This is a genomic window from Pseudomonas sp. H3_E04, assembly GCF_054668915.1.
This window is the reverse complement of record NZ_CP162797.1, coordinates 1,741,073-1,762,824: the sequence shown is the minus strand read 5'-3', so window position 1 is coordinate 1,762,824 and position 21,752 is coordinate 1,741,073. Positions and strand designations below refer to the sequence as shown.

The following is a 21,752-nucleotide window of genomic DNA, read 5'->3' as shown; positions in this document are numbered from 1 at the left end:
CCGTTTTCGGGCTGCCATTTTTTTTGCCGTGGGGCGCCGTTACTCCTCATTCATGAAGTTTGTGTGACATCTGTTCGGTCGTGGCCGGCGACAACCGCCTACGTCCTGACAGCAGGTTGTTGCCGATCTGCGGCCTATCAGAAAAGGATCTTGTCGTGATGCTTGCTCGCCCGTCCCGTCGTCGTAACAACGCCCCCTCGTCCCAACGAGAAACCGCTGACCCGGCGCTGTGGCTGCTCAAGCCGCTGGCGCAGGCTGTGGCGTTGTGTCTGGTGGCTGGCAGCGCGCACGCACAAACGGCATTCAGCTCGGGCTGGTTTGCCGCCAAGGGTGCCGCCCAGCAAAGCGCAGCGGCGCGACCGAATGCGGGCGGGTTGCCGGGCATGGCGCCGCCGCTGGCGCAGCAGCAGAAAGCCAGTCAGCAGTTGCAACGCTCGATTCAGACGTTGAACAACACGGTGGCTGCGATCGCCGCACAACAGGCTGCGCAGGCGGCCGGTCGGGCGACTGCGTTGGGCTCGGTGCAGTTCGTCCCGGACGGTCTGGGCGAAGGCGGTCTGAAGGTCGACAATAGCCTGACGCAGGGTTGGCAGAACGCCAAAGGCCCGCAGCAGACCCAGGCTGATGGCAAGACCCAGGTGCGTATCGAGCAGACGGCGGACAAGGCGATTCTCAATTGGGAAACCTTCAACGTCGGCCGTAACACCACCGTCGAATTTGCCCAGCAGGCGAATTGGGCGGTTCTGAACCGGGTCAACGATCCAACGGCGCGGCCGAGTCAGATTCAGGGCCAGATCAAGGGCGACGGCACGGTGATGCTGATCAACCGCAACGGCATCGTCTTCAGCGGCAGCAGCCAGGTCAACGTCCGCAATCTGGTCGCCGCCGCTGCCAATATCACCGACATTCAATTCCGCGAGCGTGGGCTGTATGTCGACAGCAGCGCCAGTCAACCGACCTTCACCGACGCCGTCGGCAAGGTACTGGTGGAGCGCGGCGCCACGATAGAAACCCACAAGCCCGGCAAGTCCACCGATGCCGGCGGCTATGCCTTGCTGCTCGGCAGCGAAGTGCAGAACGACGGCAGCATCAGCACCGTCAAAGGCCAGACCCTGCTTGGCGCAGGCGATCGTTTTTATATCCGCAAAGGCTCGGGTACCGAGGGCAACGGTTTTTCCACGACGTTCGGTAACGAGGTGGTTCCTGGCTTCAACGCCGATTCCGCCGCCGGCAAAGTCAGTAACCAGGGCTTGATTCAGGCAGCAACCGGCGACATCACCCTGACCGGGCATGACGTGCAGCAAAACGGCGTGGCGCTGGCGAGCACTTCGGTGGCCACGCGCGGCACTGTGCATTTGCTCAACCCGGCAAGTGACAGCACCGGCAGTGTCACGCTGGGGCAGGGCAGTGCCACGGCCATTCTGCTCGACAACAGTGACCTGACGGCGCTTGACAGCCAGCATCAGGCAGCGCTGGCCGGGGTCAACGCCAACAACAGAATCCGCAGCGATCAGTCGCGCATCGACATTCAGAGTGGCGGCAGCGTCGAGTTCCAGCAGGGTTCGATCACCCTCGCGACCGGTGGACAGGTCGCGGTGACGGCGGGGCGTCGCAGCGTGGTGCGCGACGGCGCGATGATCGATGTGTCGGGGGCCATTGGCGTGAAAGTCGCGATGGAAAACAACAGCATCAAGATCAACGTGCAAGGCAACGAGCAGCGTGATGCGTCGGTCAATCGCGAAAAAGGTGCGCTCAACAGTAACGATATCTGGGTCGACGTGCGTGAACTGGTGCATGTGCCGGCCGGCACCAATGGTTATGCCACGGATCGCTGGTACACGGCGGGCGGACTGCTCGAGGTAGGCGGCTACCTCGGCACCCAGGGTCATGGCATCGGCGAGTGGATGGCGCAGGGCGGCACGCTGAGCTTCGCTGGCAATGATGTGGTCACCGAGAAAGGTTCGCTGATCAATCTGTCGGGCGGCACGCTCGATGTGCAAAGCGGCGAGATTCGCCAGAGCTGGCTGCGCGGCGCGGACGGCAAGTTGTACGAGGTGTCCCGCGCACCGGGAGACCTGCTCTACACCGGGTTGTACAAAGGCTACGAGGACAGCAGCGCACGCTGGGGCCAAAGCCACTATTACTACAGCCCGTTGATCGCGCCGCGCAGTCGTCGGGAATCCGGCTACACCGTGGGCCGCGATGCCGGTCAGTTGGTGATTGCCACCGGTAATGCCGTGCTTGAGGGGCAGATGCTCGGTGAGGTCTATCAGGGTGAGCGCCAGACCCAGGCGCCGCGTGCGGTCATCGATGGCTACGCGCAGAGCCAGACTGCGCTGGCCCGGCGTGGACAATTGATCGTTGGCAGTTATGACCCGGCGTATATCGCGTCGGCCGGGGGCTTGTTGTACAGCCTCAACCCGTTGCTGGATCAGGTGCAACTCGGCGGCGAGCGCCCGGTCGATGCCGGTGATACCGGACTTGCCGGGGCGGTTACCGAGGCGCGCCAGGGCAAGTTGTATCTCGACACCGCGCAGCTCGACGGTTGGCGTCCGGGGGCAGTGAAAATTGCTGCGAGAGACCGCATCGAGGTCAACGATGCACTCAGCGTGGATGCCGGTGGCGACATCACCCTGTACGCGCCGGATGTGGAGGTCAACGCCGACCTGAGCGCACGCGGCGGCAGCCTGCAACTGGGCAACGTGCTCAATCAACTGTTGTCGACCACTCGCACCGACACGCTGATCAGCGCGCAAGCGGGCAAGCCGACGCAGGTTTCGCTCGGCGACGGCGTGCGCCTCGACACCCGCGGGCTGTGGAGCAACCTGCGTACCAACCCGGATGACAGCGCCAGCCTGGCCTATGTCAACGCTGGCCGCGTCGCGATTCGCAGCAGCGGTGATATCGAGATCGGCAGTGGCAGCCTGCTCGACGCGTCTTCCGGCGGTGCGGTGTTGGTCAACGGCAAGACACGCGGCGGCAAGGGCGGGGATGTGACGCTGGAGTCCAACGCCATCACCGCGCCGGGCGCCACGCATCTGCGTCTGGACGGCGACATTCGTGGTTATGGCGTGACGGGCGGCGGCACCTTGACGATTCAGGCCGGCAAAGTGCTGATCGGCCAGACCGACCAGGCGCTGGCCGATCACACGCTGCAATTGAATTCGAATCTGTTCAACAAAGGTTTCGCCGCTTACAGCGTCATCGGCCTGAAGGGGCTGGACCTTGCCGACGGTGCGGCGATCGATGTAACGATGCCGGTGTACCGCTTTGCCGAGGCGGCTGTCAGCCAGGCCAGCGGTGCCGATCCGCGCTCGACACTGCAATTGTGGACCCCGGACTTGTACCAGCAGGACCTGCTCAAGGGCGTGCTGACCCAGCGCGCGGGCGCCAGTCTTGCTCTGCAGGCCGGCGCTAGCCGGATCGGGTTGATCGACCCGACCACCAGCACCCTGACGCTGGGCCAGCACTCGCGGATCACTGTCGACCCCGGCCAGCGCATCGACCTGCGCGGCGGCGGGCAAATCACTGTCAACGGCGAGCTGAATGCCTGGGGCGGCTCCATCGACATTCGCCAACAGCAGTTTGCCGCGATCAACCCGGCAACCTTCGGCGACAACCTTGGCCCGCAGGCTCATGATCGCTCGATCTGGATCGGTGAACACGCCGTGCTCGATGTTGCCGGTCGATCGGCTACGGCCAGCGATGTACTGGGGCGTACCTACGGCAAGGTCGACAAGGGCGGCAGCATCGTCATCGGCGGCGAGATCAACGCGCAACAGGCCACGGCAACGGCGGCGGATGCCTACATCATCGTGCGCGAGGGCGCGCGGCTGGAGGCGAGCGGCACCGAGGCTGTGATCGATGTCGTAGGGCAAGGTCCGACCCGAGTCGCCAGCGACGGTGGCCGGATCAGTTTGAGTTCCTACAACGGCCTGTACATCGATGGTCAGCTTCAGGCTGCTGCGGGCGGTGCAACAGCTGCAGGCGGGCAGTTGGAAATTGCGCTGGATACACCGCTGTACCTGCTGTCGGCAGCGCAGAACACGGTGCGCCGTCCGCGTGAAATCATCATCGGTCAACAAGCGCAGGCCGCGTTGCTGCCGAATGATTTGCAACCAGGCGCTGCCGATGACGGCTTGCACTATGGCCAGGCACGTCTGAGCGCCGACCGCTTGATGTCCGGCGGTTTCGACAATCTGAGTCTGTTCAGCAACGGCCTGTTGTCATTCGATGGCGATGTCGATCTGCACATGAAGCAGAGCCTGAATGTGTATGCCGGCGCGTTGTCGCTGGCAGAAAATTCGCCGGACGCCTCACGTATCAATCTGACGGCGCCGTACATTCGCCTGTCCGGCATCGGCACGTATTTTTCCATCCCCGGTTCGATTCGTCCGCAAGTGCTCAACAGCCCGACCCCGGCGTTGTCGTCCGCGCAATTCACAGCGTCGGCCGATCTGCTCGATGTGGTTAACAGCCTGTCTTTCGGCGCCAAGGGCTCGATCGCGCAGTTGAATACGCCGGCCAGCGAGGTCAGCCGACGCGGCTTCGAACAGGTGACGCTGGGCAGCCGTGGCGACCTGCGTTTCCTCGCGCCGGCCGACAAAGGCAAAACGCAGTTGTGGACGGCGGGCGACTTGAATCTCACGGCAGCGCAGATCTATCCCGCCAGCGGCGTTACCGCCGAAGTGCGCGTCGGCTATCAGGACGGCACTGACGACCCGGTGCATACCCTGCGCGTCGCTCAGAACGGGCCGGCACCGGTCGCGCTGCCTTACTCGGTGTTTGGCAGCCTGTCGCTGATCGCCGGCCACATCGAGCAGGGCGGCACGCTGCGCGCACCACTTGGCGCGATCAGCCTGGGCGATGATATTTTCACCAAGACCCGCGAGCTGAACCTGCTGCCGGGCAGCGTCACATCGGTCAGCGGCGCCGGTCTGCTCATGCCTTATGGCGGCACCACCGATGGCATCGACTATCGCTATGACGGCGCATCGGTGGTGTTGCAGGGAATCGCCGGTGGGCCCGCAGGCATCACGCTGAAATCGCAGTATGTCGACGTGCAGAACGGCGCGGTCATTGATCTGTCCGGTGGCGGTGATCTGCGCGGCGCCGGGTTTGTCTCGGGACGCGGCGGTTCCACCGATGCCCGTTTCAACCCACTGGTGCGCAATGCCGCCGACGGCACGTTCAGTCTGCCGGGGCTGGCCAGTAACCCGGTCTATGCGATCGTGCCGGGCAACCAGAGCGCCTACGCGCCAATGCTGGGGGAGGCTGGCGCGGTCGATCCGCGTATTGGCCAGCAGGTGACGATTGGCGCCGGCGTGCCGGGGCTCGCGGCTGGCACCTACACGCTGCTGCCTTCGACCTTTGCCTTGCTGCCCGGCGCGTTTCGGGTCGAGGTCAATGGTCAGGTTGCGCAAAGTCTCACGGGCGCCGCGCAGCAAATGCGCAACGGCTCGTGGAGCAGTGCCGGGCAGATGTCGATTGCCAACACTGGCGTGCGCGACAGTATCGCCAGCCAGCTCATCATCACTTCGGCCGACGTGCTGCGCCGCTATTCGCAGTACAACGAAACCAGCTTCACCGACTTTGTGCGCAGTGACGCCGCGCGGCGTGGCGTGCCGCGAGCGCTGGCGCCGATGGACGGCAAAACGCTCAACCTGCTATTGCTTCAGGGCAGTGAGCGCGACAGTGCCGTGGATTTCAACGGCCAGGTCCTGTTCAAGCCGACCGCAGGCGGCATGACCGGCGGCGCGGTGGTACGCGGCGGCGCGGACGAGATTGAAGTGCTGGGTGCCGGACACCAGCGCAGCGCCGGTTTCGGCGGCGTGTCGTTGTATGCCGAGACTCTGAACAGACTCAACGCCGGGCGCTTGACCCTCGGTGCACAGCCAACCGTGCAGTACGCCACGGCTGGCAATATCATCTCGTTCGAGGGCGCCATGTCGGCCATCACCTTGCGCGAAGGGGCGATTCTGTCGGCCCCCGAGGTGGTCTTGCGAACCAACACAGCGCGCGGTGGCATTACGGTGGAAGCCGGCGCCGGGATCAACACGCTCGGCCGTGGTGAGGTGTCGTACGACTCTTCGGCCGGCTATATCTATCAGCCGGGCGCGGCGAGCCTGTTGCTCGCATCCAACGGCTGGACCAACGTCCTTGCGCCGGAGGTGAACGACAGCACGGCGGCCGGCACTATTCGCATCGGCACTTGCCTTGCGCAGGTGTGCAAGGTGCCGGCGGTGCTGTACTCGGCCGGTAGCATCACCGCCGCCACTGACAAACAGTTCGAACTCGGCGAGTCGGTACGCTTCGGCACCCGCCATCTGACTCTGGCCGTGGGCAATGTGAATGCCGGCAGTGCCCAAGCGCTGGCCGCAGCGGGTGAGCGCGTGCCGGCGGGGCTGACCCTCAGCCAGAACGTGCTTGACCGGCTGCTGCAGGGCGACACGCAGTACGGTGCTCCCGCACTGGAAACCCTGAGCCTGACCGCCCGCGACGCTTTCAATTTCTTCGGCAGTCTGTCCCTCGATACGCTGGACCGGCAGACCGGTCAGAGCCGATTGCAGAATCTGATTCTGACCACGCCGGCCATTTACGGTCAGGGCCAGGCCGCTGACGTGGCCACCCTCCGTACTGCCAGACTCACCTGGAACGGCGCCCCGCAGCGCCCCGGCAGTGTCGTCAGCATGGGCGCTGGCACCGGGGCAGGCACACTGGACATTCAGGCGCAGCGCATCGAATTCGGTTACGGCCCGAACCCGCAAGCCAGCGGCCTGGATCAGAACGATCGCCTCGCGCTGGGTTTTGCCAACGTCAACCTGAGCGCCAGCGAGCGCATCACCGCCAACCATAAGGGCAGCCTCGCGGTGTATCAGCAACAGGGCGCCTACGACCCGGTCAACGGCTACGCCTACAGCGGCGGCAATCTGACCCTGCGCACGCCTTTGCTCACGGGCGAAGCAGCTTCGGTCAACGCTTTCAGGGCCGGTAACGATCTGATCCTGACCGGTAGCGGCGGCCAGGCATCGGCCGATGCGCTGGGCGCCGAGCTGACGCTCGCGGCGCGCAATGTCGTGATCGATGGGCGCATCGCTTTGGCCAGCGGCAAATTGACAGTCAAGGCAGAGGACGACCTGACGCTGACCCACAACGCAGGGCTGGATCTGGCCGGTCGCACGTTGGTCTTCAACGATGTCAACAAATACAGCTGGGGCGGTGATGTGGCGTTGTTCAGCCATAACGGCAATATTCGCCAGGCCGCCGGCTCGCGAATCGATCTCTCGGCGCAGAACCATCAGGCGGGCAGCCTCAGCGCAGTGGCGCTGGCGGCCGACGCCGGGGTAGTCGACCTGCAAGGCGAGATCCTTGGCGCCAGCGGCGGCTATTACGACGCCGGCGGCACGCTGGTGCCGTACAGGGCCGGCGGCGTGGATATCCGGGCGCAAAGCCTGGGCGGCGAGCTGAGCGAGCAATTCGCCGCGCTTAACCAGCGCTTGAACGCCGGGAAAGTATTCGGCAGCCGCAGCTTCCAGCTCAAGCAAGGTGATCTGCTGATTGGCGATGGACTCAGGGCTGGTGAGGTCAATGTCTCGGTGGACAATGGCAACCTCACCGTGGCCGGCGTGATTGACGCCAGTGGCGAGCGGGTCGGCAACATTCGTCTGTCGGCGAAAAACGGTCTGACAGTGGCCGGCAATGCGCTGCTCGATGCTCACGGCCGGGTGCTGCGGGTCGACAGTTACGGCAAGATCATCGACGCACCGAATCGCGCCATGGTCGAACTCAATGCCGGTGACGGCACGTTGATTCTCGCCTCCGGTGCCCGCATCGATCTGCGCCACGGCACCGATGCGCCGGTCGGCAATCTGCCAGGGCAGAACGATGGTCTGCCGCGCGGCACGCTTGAGCTCAATGCGCCGCGTCTGGGCAGCAACGACATCGCCATCGACGCCAGCGGTACGTTGACCGTGCAAGGCGCACGCTCCATCGGTCTCAACGGTGTGCGCCGCTACAGCCATGCCCGCGACGGCGTTGATCCGGCCGCCAGTGGCCGGCCGTATCAAGTGATCGATCAGGCACTGTTCGATCGCATCGATGTCGACAGCACAAGTTTTGTTGATGCCGCGCTGGCCAACACCGATCTGCTGCAACGCAAACTTGCCGGCCTGAACAATTCCACGTATGCCGATGCGTTCCATCTGCGTCCGGGGGTCGAGATCGTCAGCAACCGCAGCGATGGCGACCTGCTGGTTGAGGGTGATATCGACCTGTCACGTTATCGCTATGCAAGCCTCAATCCGCACACGCAGAAGACGGCGGCTTACGGCTCCGGCGAATCCGGCAGTCTGGTCATGCGCGCCGGTGGCAATCTCGATATCCACGGCAGTCTCAACGACGGTTTCGCGCCGCCGCCGGAAACGGTTGATGACGCCGGCTGGAAACTGCTGCCGGGGGTACAGCCGTTTGGCGGCGACCTGATCGTGCCCGGCAGCGGCGTGACCCTGGCCGAAGGTACGCAATTTCCCTCGGGCACGACACTGAACTACGACCTGCCGATTCAGGCCGGCACGTTAACCAGCGGCACAGTGCTGCCCACTGACGGCACGCTGGCCGAGGCTTACACAATCAGCGCCGGAACTGTGCTGGCGGGTGCGATCCACGATGCGTCGGGCAATTTGTTGTACGCCGCCGGCACCTTGCTGCGCGACAGCGTCAGCCTGCCTGCCGGCAGCCGCCTGGGCGCCGGCACTCGCTTGAGCAACGCCGCGGCGCTGCAAGCGATGCTCTGGCCCAAAGGTGTGCCACTGCCCGGCGCGCTGGGTGCCGACAACACCACCGTCGGCGTCAAGTTGAGCGGCGCACTGGCGCTGTTGCGCGGCTCACTGATTCCGTCGATGACCGACGTGGTCCTGGCTGACGGCACTGCGTTTATCGAGCTGCGTGGTTACAGTAACGCCACCCAGCAGGGCAGCAACTGGGCGGTGGCGAGCCTGTTGCCATCGGGCAGTGCCTCGTGGTCGATGCGTATGGTGGCCGGCGCCGATCTGGCGGCGGCCGATACCCGCACGGTGAAACCGTTGACCCGCGAGGGCGATCTGCGTCTGGCCGACACCCATTACGGTTTGAAAGTGGTCGAGAAAAAACTCGATACCGTCTGGGCTGAGGGCAACCCCATGGGTTACCCGGCGGGCGATGTGGTCAGCGCCGACGACCTGTATCTGTGCGATATCCTGCCGGGTGCTTGTATCGCACCGGCCAAGTTCCTCTGGGCCCCGGACAACATCGCCGGCATGCCGGCGGGTACACCGGTCACCGATGACGAGATGTTCTGGTGCGACGCCGATCCTGCGTCCTGCGCGCCAAACAAGGGCGGCATCACGGTTTCTCCGCACACGCAGATGTTCAGCGTGCTGCGCACCGGCACTGGCGATCTCGATCTGCTGGCGGCCGGCAATCTGAGCATGGACTCGCCGTTTGGTGTGTACACCGCCGGCACCCAGGCCAGCGATGTCGATCCGCGTTTCAATCAGCCGCGCGGCCGCCTGACCGACAACGGCAGCGTATTGGGCAGCGGCGGCGCCGACTATGAAAAGTGGGTGGATGGCGGTGCCGAGAGTCTGTACCAGGCCTGGTATCCGACGCTTGGCGGCAATCTCACTGTCCATGCCGGCGGTTCGCTTTCCGGCGATACCGTTGGCCGTCGCGCCGTCAACTCGCAAGCCGACCTTCGCGAACAGGTCGCCAGTGTCTCGGTGGGCAACTGGCTGTGGCGCCAGGGCAGTGGCAACGGTGACGTGCCCACCGCGTGGTGGATCAACTTCGGCAGCTATGCGACCCAACCGCTGCCGGATCAAAGTGTCGATACCGGGCCTTATCTGGTGGGCTTCACCGGATTTGGCACGCTGGGTGGCGGCAATATCAGCCTGCGCGCCGGTGGCGATGCCGGCATGCTCAAGACGCTCGGCGACACGCAGTTCAATCCGCGCAGTCAGGGCTTGATCGTTGCGGTGGGCAGTACCGGGCGAGTCGCCAGCGACGGCAGCCTGCAACTGACCGGCGGCGGCGACATGGACATTCGCATCGGCGGTACGCTCAACCCATCGTTGCAGGCTCGGGCAGGGCAGAACGGCATTTCGGTACCGCGCCATGACCTGCAAGGCGCATTGATCAACCTGCGCGGTGCGGCCGAGATGAACAGTGCCGCGCTGGGCGGCATCAACTTGCAGTACGGCGCGTCAGCCGCCCTGCAGGACCCGCGCGAAGTACGCGCCTACGATCCGTTCACGGCAACAGTTGGCAATGCCGGCGGAGGCCTGGCGCTGATCCCCGGCGATTCGGGGATGCGTTTGAGCGCACGCGGCGATCTGGTGCTGGGCGGCGCGGCGGATCCAGGTCGGGTGCGCTTGCAGAACTCCACGCCGTTCACCGATCGTGACGGCGTCGAGCATGCCGGCGGCGGCTTGAGCAGTTTCTCGCTGTGGACCGATCACACCGCCATCGAGCTGTTTTCCGCTGGCGGCAATCTCGCGCCGAGCACCCAGATGGCCGAGTTCTACAACGGCCAATTGGTCACCGGCAGCAACACGGCGCCGACGGATGGCCGCTTTGTCTATCCGTCGATCCTGCGCGCAGTCGCGGCACAGGGTTCGATCTATGCCGGTCCGTCCGCCGCCTACAATCAGGCGAGCGCCTATCCGTTGCTCGCCTGGTCGCTGCTGTTGGCGCCGTCCAACCGGGGGCAGCTGGAGCTGCTGGCCGGTGACTCGATCTACGCCGGCGGCTATGCCATCAATCAGTCCAGGGCGAGCTTGTCGGCCATTGCTACACCGTTTGCTCCAGCCTTCAACGGTTTTGCCAGCAGTACCTCCGGCAGGCCACTTGTGAGCAACTACAGCAGCGATGGCACGCAGGCCAATAAAAATCTGCGTTACTCGCTGTTTGCCTTCGGTGCAGACACGTATTCCTCCTCCAGCACAGTGCAGGCGCCGGCGCGTTTCTATGCCTTGAGTGGTGATCTGGTCGGTGTTCGCAGTGGCGAGACGCTGAGCTTTTCACCGTCGAACCAGACCTGGTACGAAGCCGCCGGCCCGGTGTGGATGCTGGCAGGGCGCGACATTGTCGCCTCCGGCACTTTCCTCGGCCAGCCATCGACCGTGGCCGATGACATTGGCAGCGGCGCCAATGCGGCGACGTCTACCGGTAATTTGTTCATCCATAACGATCCCCGGGATGTGTCACGTGTCTCAGCGGGGCGGGACATTCTTTACAGCAGCTTTGACATCGCCGGTCCCGGCCTGCTGGACATCAATGCCGGGCGCAACATTCTCATGGAGGACCGCGCCAGTGTGACCAGCCTCGGGCCGGTTGCCGCAGGCGATAACCGACCGGGCGCCAGTGTTGTGCTGCAAGCAGGCGCGGGGGCGCAGGGGCCGGATTACTCACGGTTCATCGCGCGTTATCTGAACGCGCAAAACGTAGCGGATTCAGCTGTGGCCCTGAGTGCGCAACCGGGCAAAGTGGTCAAGACCTACGTCGAAGAACTGCAGAGCTGGCTGAGCTTGGGTTACGGCTTCAAGGGTAGCGATGAACAGGCGCAAGCGTTCTTCGCCGCACTGCCGAGTACCGCACAGGCGATCTTCGCCCGTCAGGTGTACTTCGCCGAACTGCGCGCCGGTGGCCTGGAATACACCGACGCCGACGGCCCGCGCACCGGCAGTTACCTGCGCGGTCGCAACGCCATTGCGGCGCTGTTCCCGATGACCGATGTGGCCGGCAATCCGATTCGCTACGACGGCGACATCACGATGTACGGCGGAGCAGGGGTCAAGACGCTGTTTGGCGGCGATATCCAGATGCTCACGCCGGGCGGTGGTCAGGTGTTCGGCATCGAAGGCGCGGCGCCGCCATCCACGGCGGGGATCATCACTCAGGGTTCGGGCGACATTCAGCTGTACTCGCAAGGCAGCATTCTGCTCGGCCAGAGCCGGATCATGACCACGTTCGGTGGCTCGATTCTCGGCTGGTCGGCCGAGGGCGATATCAACGCCGGTCGCGGCTCGAAAACCACCGTGGTCTACACACCGCCAAAACGCGTGTACGACACCTGGGGCAACGTCACGCTGTCGCCGTCGGTGCCGAGCACCGGCGCCGGTATCGCCACGCTCAACCCAATCGCCGAAGTGGCGCCGGGGAACATCGACCTGATCGCGCCATTAGGCACCATCGATGCCGGCGAAGCGGGGATTCGCGTGTCAGGCAACGTCAACATCGCCGCGCTGACGGTGGTCAACGCCGCGAACATTTCGGTGCAGGGCAAGGCAACCGGCGTGCCGGTGGTCTCGGCAGTGAATACCGGCGCAATTACCTCGGCGAGCTCGGCAGCATCCTCAGCCACCCAAGCGGCAGAAGACGTCGCCCGTCAGCAACAGGCCGCCGCGCGGCAGAATCAGGCCTCGGTGTTCACCGTGCAGGTACTTAGCTTCGGCAACGAGCAACTGGCGCCGTCGCGTGATGGTGCCAGTCGCGCGCCAGCGACGGGTTATAACCCGGACAGCCCGGTGCAGGTGCTGGGCGCCGGGGCGCTGGATGAACAGGCGAAGCAGCAGCTGACCGAGGAGGAGCGTGGGCAGCTGACGCTGTAAAGAACTCTCGTGCAGTACGTTTGGGCGGCCGGTTGGCCGCCTTTTTTTTATGAGTGGTTATGGATATTTTTTACGGGCGTGCAACACGGTCAGAATTTTGATGTGGTCTGTCACCCGATAGACCAGTAAATAATTCGAGTTAATGACCATTTCGCGAGTGCCTGGTATTCGGCCGGAGCGGAAACCATGCGGTATCCAGGAAAGCCTTCGCGCTGCGGCGCTGAGCTTTTGGTGCAGTGCAACTGAAGCGACAGTGTTGCGTTGTTCCAAATATTCGATGATGTCAGCCAGATCTCCAAGAGCCGGTTTACTCCAGCTAACAGGCAGCGAGTCGATTCTTGCGTCTCTCTTCCAGCATCTGACCTAGCAGCACCATTGCCTCATCGTGGGGAACAGGCGGGCGTGGATCATCGAGTGCGGCTTGTACCTTGGCGCGATACCAAAGGTCATATTCCGCAGCCTCTTCTTCGGTTTCGAAGTCTGAAACGATAAGTGAAAGTTCAGCGCTCATCATGACCTCCATGATCAATGTGAAGCAGTCTAAGGGGATGTGGGCTCGTTGTCGTCACTGGCGGGACGAGGGAGACATCATCCGCAAACAGACGATGCAAATCTGTCAGACGCTTCGCTTGTGATGCACGTGAAGTCGATCAGCTGTGTAGTTCAATTCTGTAGGAAATCAGCTTTTGGTCATCGGGCTGACAGCCGCCGCGCAAAGCCGCGGCCACAGCCACGCTGCACTCAGTTACCGTCTGCAACCTTACGCTCGATCTCGTCGACTTTGCGCTGCAGCTCTTCAGCTTCCTGCTCTTTGACCCGAGTGGAAGACGGCGTGATGACTTTGTCTACGCCTTCGGTCTTGCCGTCGCGATCCTGCAAGTCGCGCTCGACCACGTTCACCGGTTTGCCGCTGGCATCGGTGGGCGGGGCGTTGGGGGTTTTGTCGTCGTTGGGGTTCATGGCGCTGGCCTCCTGTGGGTGTACACATTGGAGACAGCGCGGCGGCAGACGTTCGAAATTTTTCAGCGGCGAGGCCCTCTCCCGCAGGAGAGGGCACAGCGGTTGTTTCAGTCCTTGAGAATGTCGCGGTCCTTGGTTTCCGGGAGGAAGAAGGTGCCGAGTATCGCCGTCGCCACTGCAATGACGATCGGGTACCACAGCCCGTAGTAGATATCGCCGGTGGCCGCGACCATGGCGAACGCCACGGTCGGCAGGAAGCCACCGAACCAGCCGTTGCCGATGTGGTAGGGCAGCGACATCGAGGTGTAGCGGATACGCGTCGGGAACAGTTCGACCAGCCACGCGGCAATCGGGCCGTAGACCATGGTCACGTAGATCACCAGCACGGTCAGCAGGAGCAGCATCATCGGATAATTGATTTTCGCCGGGTCGGCTTTTTCCGGGTAACCGGCGTCTTTCAGCGCTGCGCCGAGGTTGGCGGTGAAGGCGTCGTTGCGGGCCTTGAAGTCGGCGGCGGGGAGGGCGCTGCCTTCGAAGCTCTCGACAACGCGGTCACCGATGCGCACCTGCGCGACTGTGTTCGGTTCAGCGGCGACGTTCTCGTACGGAATCGCCCGTTTCGCCAGCAGCGTCTTGGCCAGGTCGCAGGAGCTGGTGAATTTGGCCTTGCCCACCGGATCGAACTGGAACGAGCACTGCTCGGGACTGGCGATCACCTTGACCGGATTTTTCTCCTGGGCGACGAACACGTCCGGGTTGCCGTACTGGGTCAGCGCAGTAAAGATCGGAAAGTAGGTCAGCGCCGCCAGGATGCACCCGGCCATGATGATCGGCTTGCGCCCGATGCGATCGGACAGGCTGCCGAAAATCACGAAAAACGGCGTGCCGATCAGCAGCGAGCCGGCGATCAGCAGGTTCGCGGTCTGCGGGTCGATCTTCAGCGTCTGCAGCAGGAAAAACAACGCGTAGAACTGCCCGGTGTACCAGACCACCGCCTGCCCGGCGGTGCCGCCGAGCAGCGACATGATCACCACTTTGAGGTTGTCCCAGCGTGCGAAGGATTCGGTCAGCGGTGCTTTCGAAGCCTTGCCTTCGTCCTTCATTTTCTGGAATACCGGCGACTCGCTCAGTTGCAGGCGGATGTACACCGACACGGCCAGCAGAATGATCGACAGCAGAAACGGAATCCGCCAGCCCCACGCCTCGAACGCTTCGGTGCCCAGTGCCGTGCGGCAGGCGAGAATCACCAGCAACGACATGAACAGACCGAGGGTGGCAGTGGTTTGAATCCACGAAGTGAAAAAGCCACGGCGATTACGTGGCGCGTGCTCGGCAACGTAGGTTGCCGCTCCGCCGTATTCACCGCCCAGCGCCAGACCCTGGAGCAGACGCAGGGTGATCAGAATCACCGGGGCGGCGACGCCGATGGTCGCGTATCCGGGCAGCAGCCCGACGATTGCCGTGGACACGCCCATGATCACGATGGTGATCAGAAACGTGTGTTTGCGCCCGATCATGTCTCCCAAACGTCCGAAGACGATGGCGCCGAACGGCCGCACCGCAAACCCGGCGGCAAAGGCGAGCAGGGCAAAGATGAACGCGGTGGTTTCGTTGACGCCGGCAAAGAAGTGCTTGGCGATGATCGCCGCCAGTGAACCGTAGAGGTAAAAGTCGTACCACTCGAAAACCGTGCCCAGCGAGGAAGCGAAGATGACCTTGCGCTCCTCCTTGGTGATGCCGCCGCTGCGGGGCGGTGTGCCGGTGGATGCTGTGTCGATTGTGGCCATGGGTGTTCTCCGTCGTGCTTATTGTTGTAGGCCGGAGTCCCCCGTTACTGCCTGTCGCACTCTGGCCCGTTGGCATCTGCCGCCGTTGCTCTAGCGTGAAGCTTGCACAGTCTGACCGCCTCGCAGGGCTGCAAGGTTTCCTGAAGCATAATCAGCTTTTGCCAGATATCCACTCGGCCTACGCTTTGACCCAACGCTGCCGGCTCCAGGCGCTCAACCAGTCGACCAGAAACACCAGCAACAGCATCGCCAGAATCACCGTGCTCGCCTGGGCTTCCTGGAACAGGCTCAGGCTGACGTAGAGCATCTGCCCCAGGCCGCCGGCGCCGACAAAACCCAGCACGCTGGCCATGCGGATGTTGTTTTCCCAGCGATACAGGCAGTAGGCGAGCAGTTGCGGGGCGAGGTTAGGCAGGGTGCCGTAGCAGAAAGCGAGGATCGGATTGCCGCCCTGCAAACGGATCGCCTCGGCCGGTTGTGGCGGAGTGTTTTCCAATGCTTCGGCAAATAGCCGACCGAGCACCCCGGTGGTGTGCAGGGCAAGGGCGAGGGTGCCGGCGTTCGGTCCGAGACCGGCGGCAAGCACCATCAGCGCGGCCCAAACCAGCTCTGGAATCGCCCGTAAGCCGTTGAGCAGCAGACGCGCTGCGCTTTGCAGCGGCCAGCCGAAACGTCCGGCAGCGGGTAGCGCCAGCACAATGCCGAACAGTGCCGCGAGCAGGGTGCCGAGGGCCGACATGGCCAGGGTTTCCAGTGAACCGTGAGCGATGGCTTTCAGATACCCGGCGCTCAAATCGGGACTGAGAAAACGCTGCACATAACTGCCCATTTGCTTGAGGCTGTTGGCGCTGCCGAGTTCGGCGAGATCCAATTCCAGATAGGCGAAAGACGCGACTACCGAGAGCGCAATGACAGCAAGCAACAGCAGATTGATCAGGCGCCTCATGTCAGCCTCCAGCGCAGCAATCGGCTGAACTGATCTGCGCACAGCACCAGCAGCAGGAACGTCAGCAACATGCTGGCGACTTCACCGCCGGCGAACATGCGGATCGACAGGTCGATCTGTTGCCCCAGCCCACCGGCACCGACAAAGCCCATCACCACCGAGGCACGGATCGCGCACTCCCAGCGATACACCGTGTAGGAGAGCAGTTCGGCGGCGACATTCGGCAGCGTGCCGTAGGCAAACGCCGCCAACCGACCGCTGCCGGCCTGCAAGAGTGCATGCGCCGGGCGCTGGTCGGTGGATTCGAAAATTTCTGCGTAGACCTTGCCGAGCATGCCGCTGTAGGTAATGGCGATGGCCAACACGCCAGCCGCCGGGCCGAGGCCGACCGCGCGGACAAACAACAGTGCCCAAACGATCTCCGGCACGCTGCGCAGAAAGATCAGCAAGCCGCGCACCGGCCAGCGCAGCAAACGTCCGGGCAGGCTCGGCACGCCGCCCCGTGACGCCGCCGAGAGCGACAAAGCACGACTGGCGATCAGGCTCGCCGGCACCGCCAGCAGCAAGGCCAAAGCCATGCCGGCCGTGGCAATCGCCAAAGTTTGCAGGGTGGCTTTGAGCAGCAGTTGCAGGAATGCCTGATCGTGCGCCGGTGGCCAGAATGCCGAAACAAAACGGCCCATTTCGTTCTGGCTATCGGCCTGAAAAAACACGCCCAGGTCCAGCTCACTGAGCTGAATCCCCGGCCACAGCAAAGCCAGCGCCAGCAGCGTCAGCAACAATCGCGGCGCCGCCGCCGGGTCCCGTGAATCGGCTTTCAGCATCGCGGAATCTGCACAATCAAAGGCGCAACCGCCGGCGCTGGCGATTGCAGTTGTTCATTGGCGTACAGCGCATCGAGCTTGTCGCGGCTGACTTCAGCAGAAGGGCAATCGAAAAGAATCTGCCCGTCGCGCAAGCCGATGATCCGTGGAAAGTGTTCCAGCGCCAGATCCACTGCGTGCAGGCTCGCCACCAGCGTGACGTTGTGCTCGCGGGCGTGGCGCGAAAGGATCGACAGCGTATGGCCGGCAAGCACCGGGTCCATGGCCGAGACAGGTTCGTCGGCAAGCAGTATTTCCGGCGCCTGATACAGCACCCGCGCAATGCCGACGCGCTGCAATTGCCCGCCGGACAGCTGCTGGCAATGGGCGAACAATTTGTCGCTCAGATCCAGTCGCGCCAACGCCGCGCGCGCGCCCGCCACATCCAGCGGATGCAGCAGGTTCAGCAGACTTTTGCCCAGACTCCACTGGCCGAGCTTGCCAGCCAGCACTGCGGTGATCACCCGCTGACGCGGCGGAATCGGCGGCGCCTGATGCACCAGACCGATACGCGCGCGCAGGCATTGACGCTGGCGCGCCGACAAGTGCCAGGCGCGTTCGCCGAGCACTTCGATGTCGCCACTGCTGGGCTTGAGCGCGGTGGCCAGCAGATTGAGCAGGCTCGATTTGCCGGCGCCGGACGGACCGATGATTGCGACCTGTTCGCCGGCACCAATCTGCACGTCGATATGGCGAAGGGCATCGACGCCATTGGCGTGGCGCAGGCTGCCCTGGGTGAGGCGTAGGGTCATTTCAACAATTCGGCGGCGCGGGCGGCTTCCTCAATGCCCTTGTAGTTTTCAGGCTTGGTGTCGATGAAGCGACTGGCGGCCTGCAGATCAAGGATCTTCTTCTGTTCAGGGTTGGCCGGGTCGAGGTCGCGGAAAGCTTTCTTGATCTTCGCGGCCAGCTTCGGATCAAGGGTGCCGCGCACGGTCCAGTTGTAATCGAAGTAGGTCGGGGTGGTGGCGAAGACTTTGACTTTGCTGGTGTCGACCTTGCCGGCGTCGACCAGTTTCTGCCAGACGCTGGCGTTCAACACACCGGCATCGACCTTGCCCGCCTGCACCCAGGCAACGGTGGCGTCGTGCGCGCCGGAGTAGGCGACGCGGCTGAAATAGCCTTCAGGCTTGATGCCGTCGTTCTTCAGCATGAAGTAACGCGGCATCAGGCTGCCCGAGGTGGACGACACCGAACCGAAGGCGAAGGTCTTGCCCTTCAGGTCGGCGAGGCTCTTCACGTTCGGGTCGGCGGTGATGAATTTGCTGGTGAACTGCGCATCCTGCTCGCGCTGCACCAGTGGGATCACTGGGGTGGTGGCGTCGGTCTTCAAACGTGCCTGCACAAAAGTGAAACCGCCGAGCCAGGCCATGTCGAGGCGATCGGTGGCCAGGGCTTCAACCACGGCCGGGTAGTCGGCGACGGGGACGAACTGCACCTTCATGCCCAACTGCTGCTCAAGATAGGCACCCAGCGGTTCGAACTTGCGCAGCAGCTCGGTCGGGGCTTCGTCGGGAATCGCGCTGACCCGCAACACGTCAGCGGCTTGGGCCATCAAAGCAGAAAAGCACAGCGCCAGACCGGCGGTGAGGGCGAGGGTACGCTTGAACATAGAATTCTCCGTTTCGTAAGCGTCAACATTCGAAGGGCCGCCGGTAGTCAATGGCGCGCCACGTCAGGGTAGACGAAACGGCGAGGTTATACGCATTCGCGAGGAGATTGGCCAGCCTCCGTGCCGGCGCGTTGTGTCTGTTTGTGTGCGGTTGCGGTCAAGCCGCTTCGGGCAGTCTGGCAATCACCTTGATCTCGAAATCGAAACCCGCCAGCCAGGTCACGCCGACAGCGGTAACCGTCGGGAACGGTGCTTCGCCCCAGAACTCAGGCACCACACTCCAGATCGTTTCGAACGTCGAGTGCGGATCGACCATGAACACGGTGACATCCACCGCATCATCGAAGCTGCAACCGGCCGCAGCGAGGATCGCATTGAGGTTGTTGAACGCCGTGCGTACCTGATCGCGCAGATCCGCCTCGGGTGAGCCGTCCTCGCGGCTGCCGACTTGTCCGGAGACAAACAGGAAACCGTTGGAGCGAATCGCCGGCGAATAACGATGACGCTCATACAGGGCGTGGCGGGCAGGTGGGAAAACTACATCGCGCTTGGGCATGGGGCTGACTCCATCAGTGGTTGATGGAGTGACTTTAGGTATTTGCAGCTGCCGGATAAACGCGCAAGCTTGGCGTTCACTGTTTGCAAATCCCAAACAATCGAGGGGCGCGGATGGACCGGTTCGATGCGATGCAGGCCTTTGCCCGGGTGGTCGAGGCGGGCAGTTTCACCAAGGCTGCCGAAACCCTGCACATGAGCAAAACCACGGTGACGCAACTGGTGCAGCAACTCGAGGCGCGGTTACGGGTCAAGCTGCTCAACCGCACTACGCGCAAGGTCAATGTCACCGCCGATGGCGCAGCGTATTACGAAAGGGTGGTCAAGCTGCTGGCTGACATGGACGACGCCGAAACCAGCCTGCCTGGCGCCGCCGCACGGCCACGCGGGCGCCTGCGCATCGACGTGCCGAGCCCGTTCGCGCGGCACATTCTGGTGCCGGCGTTGCCGGAGTTTCACGCGCGCTACCCGGACATCCAGATCGACATGGGCGTCAGCGACCGCATCGTCGACATCATCGATGAGAACGTCGATTGCGTGGTGCGCGGTGGTGAGCTGCTCGATCAATCGCTGATGGCGCGCAAGCTTGCCGATCTGCCATTGGGTGTTTTTGCCGCGCCGGCTTATCTGGCTCGCGAAGGTACGCCCGAGCACCCGCTGGAACTGCAAGACTCCCATCACCGCGTCGTCGCTTTCCTCTGGGCTCGCACTGGTAAACCGCTTCCGTACACGTTGCACAACGGCACCGAGCGCCTGCAGATCAAGGGCCAGCATGTGCTGGCGGTGGATGACGGCAATGCCTATCTGGCGGCAGGGCTGGCCGGGATGGGGGTGCTGTGGCTGCCGACGTATATGTCTGACGCGCACGTGGAGCGGGGCGAGTTGGTGCAATTGTTTGAAGGCTGGCGCCTGGAAAGCATGCCGCTTTATGTCGCGTATCCGCCGAACCGGCATGTCAGCGTGAAGTTGCGGGTGTTTATCGACTGGATTGTGGCGTTAATGGCGTAGGGGGCTGGTGCGCTTATTGCTTCACGGGAGTGCAGGTCGCCAGAAAAACAACCAACCCGGCGACCCGAACGTGCCAATGGTGAGATGCGCACGTTCGACCCAAGGAGCTATGCGCGTAATGAATATGTACATCGATATCGTCGGCGCCTGCAATCTGAGCTGCCCGTCATGCCCGATGGGTAATTCGGAAAATGCCAACTTCAAGAAAGCCATGCAGCTCGATATGTTCACACAGATTGTCGATAAGGCACGGCGTGAAGGGGTCAAGGCGATCTTTTTGTACAACTGGACCGAGCCGTTGATTCACCCGCGCATCGGTGAGTTCGTCGAAATCATCAACGCTGCAGGCTTGCAAAGCGGCATCAGCTCCAACCTGAACCTGGCCAAGAACATTGAAGCCGCGATGCTCGCCAATCCCTGGTTCTTCCGTGTTTCGCTGTCCGGTTTCCATCAGGACACCTATCGCCAGGGGCATGTCGGTGGCGACATCGAAGTGGTCAAGCAGAACATGATCAAACTGCATGACCTCAAGCAGCGCCATGGGCTGAATACGCTCATCGAAGTGTATTACCACCGCTATCTGGATAACCTCGAAGAAGAGGGATTGATGCGCGAGTTCAGCGAGCGCCTGGGTTTCAATTTCTCCACCGGCTACTCGGTGATGATGCCGCTGGAAAAAACCTTCGCCATCATCGAAGACGATGCCTCGGTCACCGACTCGGACCGCGAAACCCTCAAGCGCCTGGCGTTGCCACCGTATGAAGACCTCGTCAATCTGGTCAAGCAATACCCCAAACAGGCGTGCACTCTGAAAGATGATTGGCTGGTACTCGATTGCAATGGCAATACCGTACTGTGCTGTACGATTTTCAATCAGGCGGAATACAGCGTCGGCAAGTATCTGGACATGCCGGTGCAGGAGTTGATGAGTCGCAAATCCACGCAAAAGAACTGCGTGGACTTGTGCAACCGCTGCGCGAAGAACGGTCTGCACATCTACTCTGCATCGCCCAACAAGGGGCCGCTGGAAAGTCATGCCGTCAATCGCATCATCGACTTTCAACGACGCACGATCCTCGAACAGCCGATCGAAAGCGAACGTCTGGGGCGAACAGGTGAAGTCAGCGCCGAGCATTTCGATGAGGCGCAATATCTGCGACTCAACGCCGACGTAAAGACTGCAATCGCCACAGGCGCCTTCTCCAGTGGCTATCAACACTACGTACTGTTCGGGCGTCTCGAAGGTCGGCTCGGGGCGGGGTTGAACACTGCCGTTTGATAGATCCGGGACGACGGCCATGGGTTGTTTGAAGGTGTGGCCCGATGACGTGATTGACTCTTTATCGGTTCCGGCCAACTATCGGCGCACAACAATGT

12 protein-coding genes are annotated in these 21,752 nt (G+C 62.8%); 3 read left to right on the top strand and 9 right to left on the bottom strand.

The window, feature by feature from the left end; all coding sequences use genetic code 11:
- The first annotated feature begins 158 nt into the window (after nt 1-158).
- Nucleotides 159-12,644, top strand: coding sequence for a filamentous haemagglutinin family protein (locus AB4N53_RS07845; protein ID WP_460119581.1), 12,486 nt, complete (start codon nt 159-161; stop codon nt 12,642-12,644).
- Nucleotides 12,645-12,701: 57 nt separating this feature from the next.
- On the opposite strand, the gene AB4N53_RS07840 is transcribed toward AB4N53_RS07845, so the two are convergent.
- From AB4N53_RS07840 to AB4N53_RS07800, 9 genes are all read right to left on the bottom strand, one after another.
- Nucleotides 12,702-12,914: a type II toxin-antitoxin system RelE/ParE family toxin gene (locus AB4N53_RS07840; protein ID WP_460119579.1), complete on the bottom strand. Its 213-nt coding sequence runs from the start codon at nt 12,912-12,914 to the stop codon at nt 12,702-12,704.
- Between the two features lie 46 nt (nt 12,915-12,960).
- On the bottom strand, nt 12,961-13,155 hold the full coding sequence (gene relB / locus AB4N53_RS07835; RefSeq protein ID WP_460119577.1) for a type II toxin-antitoxin system RelB family antitoxin: 195 nt from the start codon (nt 13,153-13,155) through the stop codon (nt 12,961-12,963).
- A gap of 230 nt (nt 13,156-13,385) precedes the next feature.
- Entirely contained in the window at nt 13,386-13,604 is a 219-nt protein-coding gene (locus AB4N53_RS07830; RefSeq protein ID WP_042606898.1) for a hypothetical protein, read from the bottom strand.
- Between the two features lie 107 nt (nt 13,605-13,711).
- Nucleotides 13,712-15,391, bottom strand: coding sequence for an MFS transporter (locus AB4N53_RS07825; protein ID WP_460119575.1), 1,680 nt, complete (start codon nt 15,389-15,391; stop codon nt 13,712-13,714).
- Nucleotides 15,392-15,569: 178 nt separating this feature from the next.
- Nucleotides 15,570-16,337: a phosphonate ABC transporter, permease protein PhnE gene (phnE, locus tag AB4N53_RS07820; protein WP_460119573.1), complete on the bottom strand. Its 768-nt coding sequence runs from the start codon at nt 16,335-16,337 to the stop codon at nt 15,570-15,572.
- Nucleotides 16,334-17,161, bottom strand: a complete 828-nt coding sequence (locus tag AB4N53_RS07815) for a PhnE/PtxC family ABC transporter permease (RefSeq protein WP_460119571.1) — start codon at nt 17,159-17,161, stop codon at nt 16,334-16,336. The genes phnE and AB4N53_RS07815 overlap by 4 nt, the downstream gene beginning before the upstream one ends.
- Complete coding sequence (locus AB4N53_RS07810; RefSeq protein WP_460119569.1) at nt 17,155-17,952, bottom strand: phosphonate ABC transporter ATP-binding protein; 798 nt, start codon at nt 17,950-17,952, stop codon at nt 17,155-17,157. The genes AB4N53_RS07815 and AB4N53_RS07810 overlap by 7 nt, the downstream gene beginning before the upstream one ends.
- Complete coding sequence (locus AB4N53_RS07805) at nt 17,949-18,812, bottom strand: putative selenate ABC transporter substrate-binding protein (protein ID WP_460119567.1); 864 nt, start codon at nt 18,810-18,812, stop codon at nt 17,949-17,951. Before AB4N53_RS07805 ends, AB4N53_RS07810 begins: the two co-directional genes overlap by 4 nt.
- Before the next feature lie 157 nt (nt 18,813-18,969).
- Nucleotides 18,970-19,368 (bottom strand): RidA family protein, encoded by a 399-nt coding sequence (locus AB4N53_RS07800; RefSeq protein ID WP_460119565.1) that lies wholly within the window; start codon nt 19,366-19,368, stop codon nt 18,970-18,972.
- A 113-nt stretch (nt 19,369-19,481) separates the two neighbouring features.
- On the opposite strand from AB4N53_RS07800, the gene AB4N53_RS07795 reads away from it, so the two are divergent.
- The gene (locus AB4N53_RS07795) at nt 19,482-20,375 is read left to right on the top strand and encodes a LysR family transcriptional regulator (RefSeq protein ID WP_460119563.1); all 894 of its coding nucleotides are present in this window, start codon (nt 19,482-19,484) and stop codon (nt 20,373-20,375) included.
- Between the two features lie 118 nt (nt 20,376-20,493).
- Complete coding sequence (locus AB4N53_RS07790; RefSeq protein ID WP_460119561.1) at nt 20,494-21,654, top strand: radical SAM protein; 1,161 nt, start codon at nt 20,494-20,496, stop codon at nt 21,652-21,654.
- Nucleotides 21,655-21,752: the final 98 nt, after the last annotated feature.

What these genes read in the sequence shown, in the direction of transcription:
- AB4N53_RS07845 (WP_460119581.1), top strand. Translation starts at nt 159, where the DNA reads ATGCTTGCTCGCCCGTCCCGTCGTCGTAACAACGCCCCCTCGTCCCAA.
- relB (WP_460119577.1), bottom strand. Translation starts at nt 13,155, where the DNA reads ATGAGCGCTGAACTTTCACTTATCGTTTCAGACTTCGAAACCGAAGAA.
- AB4N53_RS07830 (WP_042606898.1), bottom strand. Translation starts at nt 13,604, where the DNA reads ATGAACCCCAACGACGACAAAACCCCCAACGCCCCGCCCACCGATGCC.
- AB4N53_RS07825 (WP_460119575.1), bottom strand. Translation starts at nt 15,391, where the DNA reads ATGGCCACAATCGACACAGCATCCACCGGCACACCGCCCCGCAGCGGC.
- phnE (WP_460119573.1), bottom strand. Translation starts at nt 16,337, where the DNA reads ATGAGGCGCCTGATCAATCTGCTGTTGCTTGCTGTCATTGCGCTCTCG.
- AB4N53_RS07815 (WP_460119571.1), bottom strand. Translation starts at nt 17,161, where the DNA reads ATGCTGAAAGCCGATTCACGGGACCCGGCGGCGGCGCCGCGATTGTTG.
- AB4N53_RS07810 (WP_460119569.1), bottom strand. Translation starts at nt 17,952, where the DNA reads ATGACCCTACGCCTCACCCAGGGCAGCCTGCGCCACGCCAATGGCGTC.
- AB4N53_RS07805 (WP_460119567.1), bottom strand. Translation starts at nt 18,812, where the DNA reads ATGTTCAAGCGTACCCTCGCCCTCACCGCCGGTCTGGCGCTGTGCTTT.
- AB4N53_RS07800 (WP_460119565.1), bottom strand. Translation starts at nt 19,368, where the DNA reads ATGCCCAAGCGCGATGTAGTTTTCCCACCTGCCCGCCACGCCCTGTAT.
- AB4N53_RS07795 (WP_460119563.1), top strand. Translation starts at nt 19,482, where the DNA reads ATGGACCGGTTCGATGCGATGCAGGCCTTTGCCCGGGTGGTCGAGGCG.
- AB4N53_RS07790 (WP_460119561.1), top strand. Translation starts at nt 20,494, where the DNA reads ATGAATATGTACATCGATATCGTCGGCGCCTGCAATCTGAGCTGCCCG.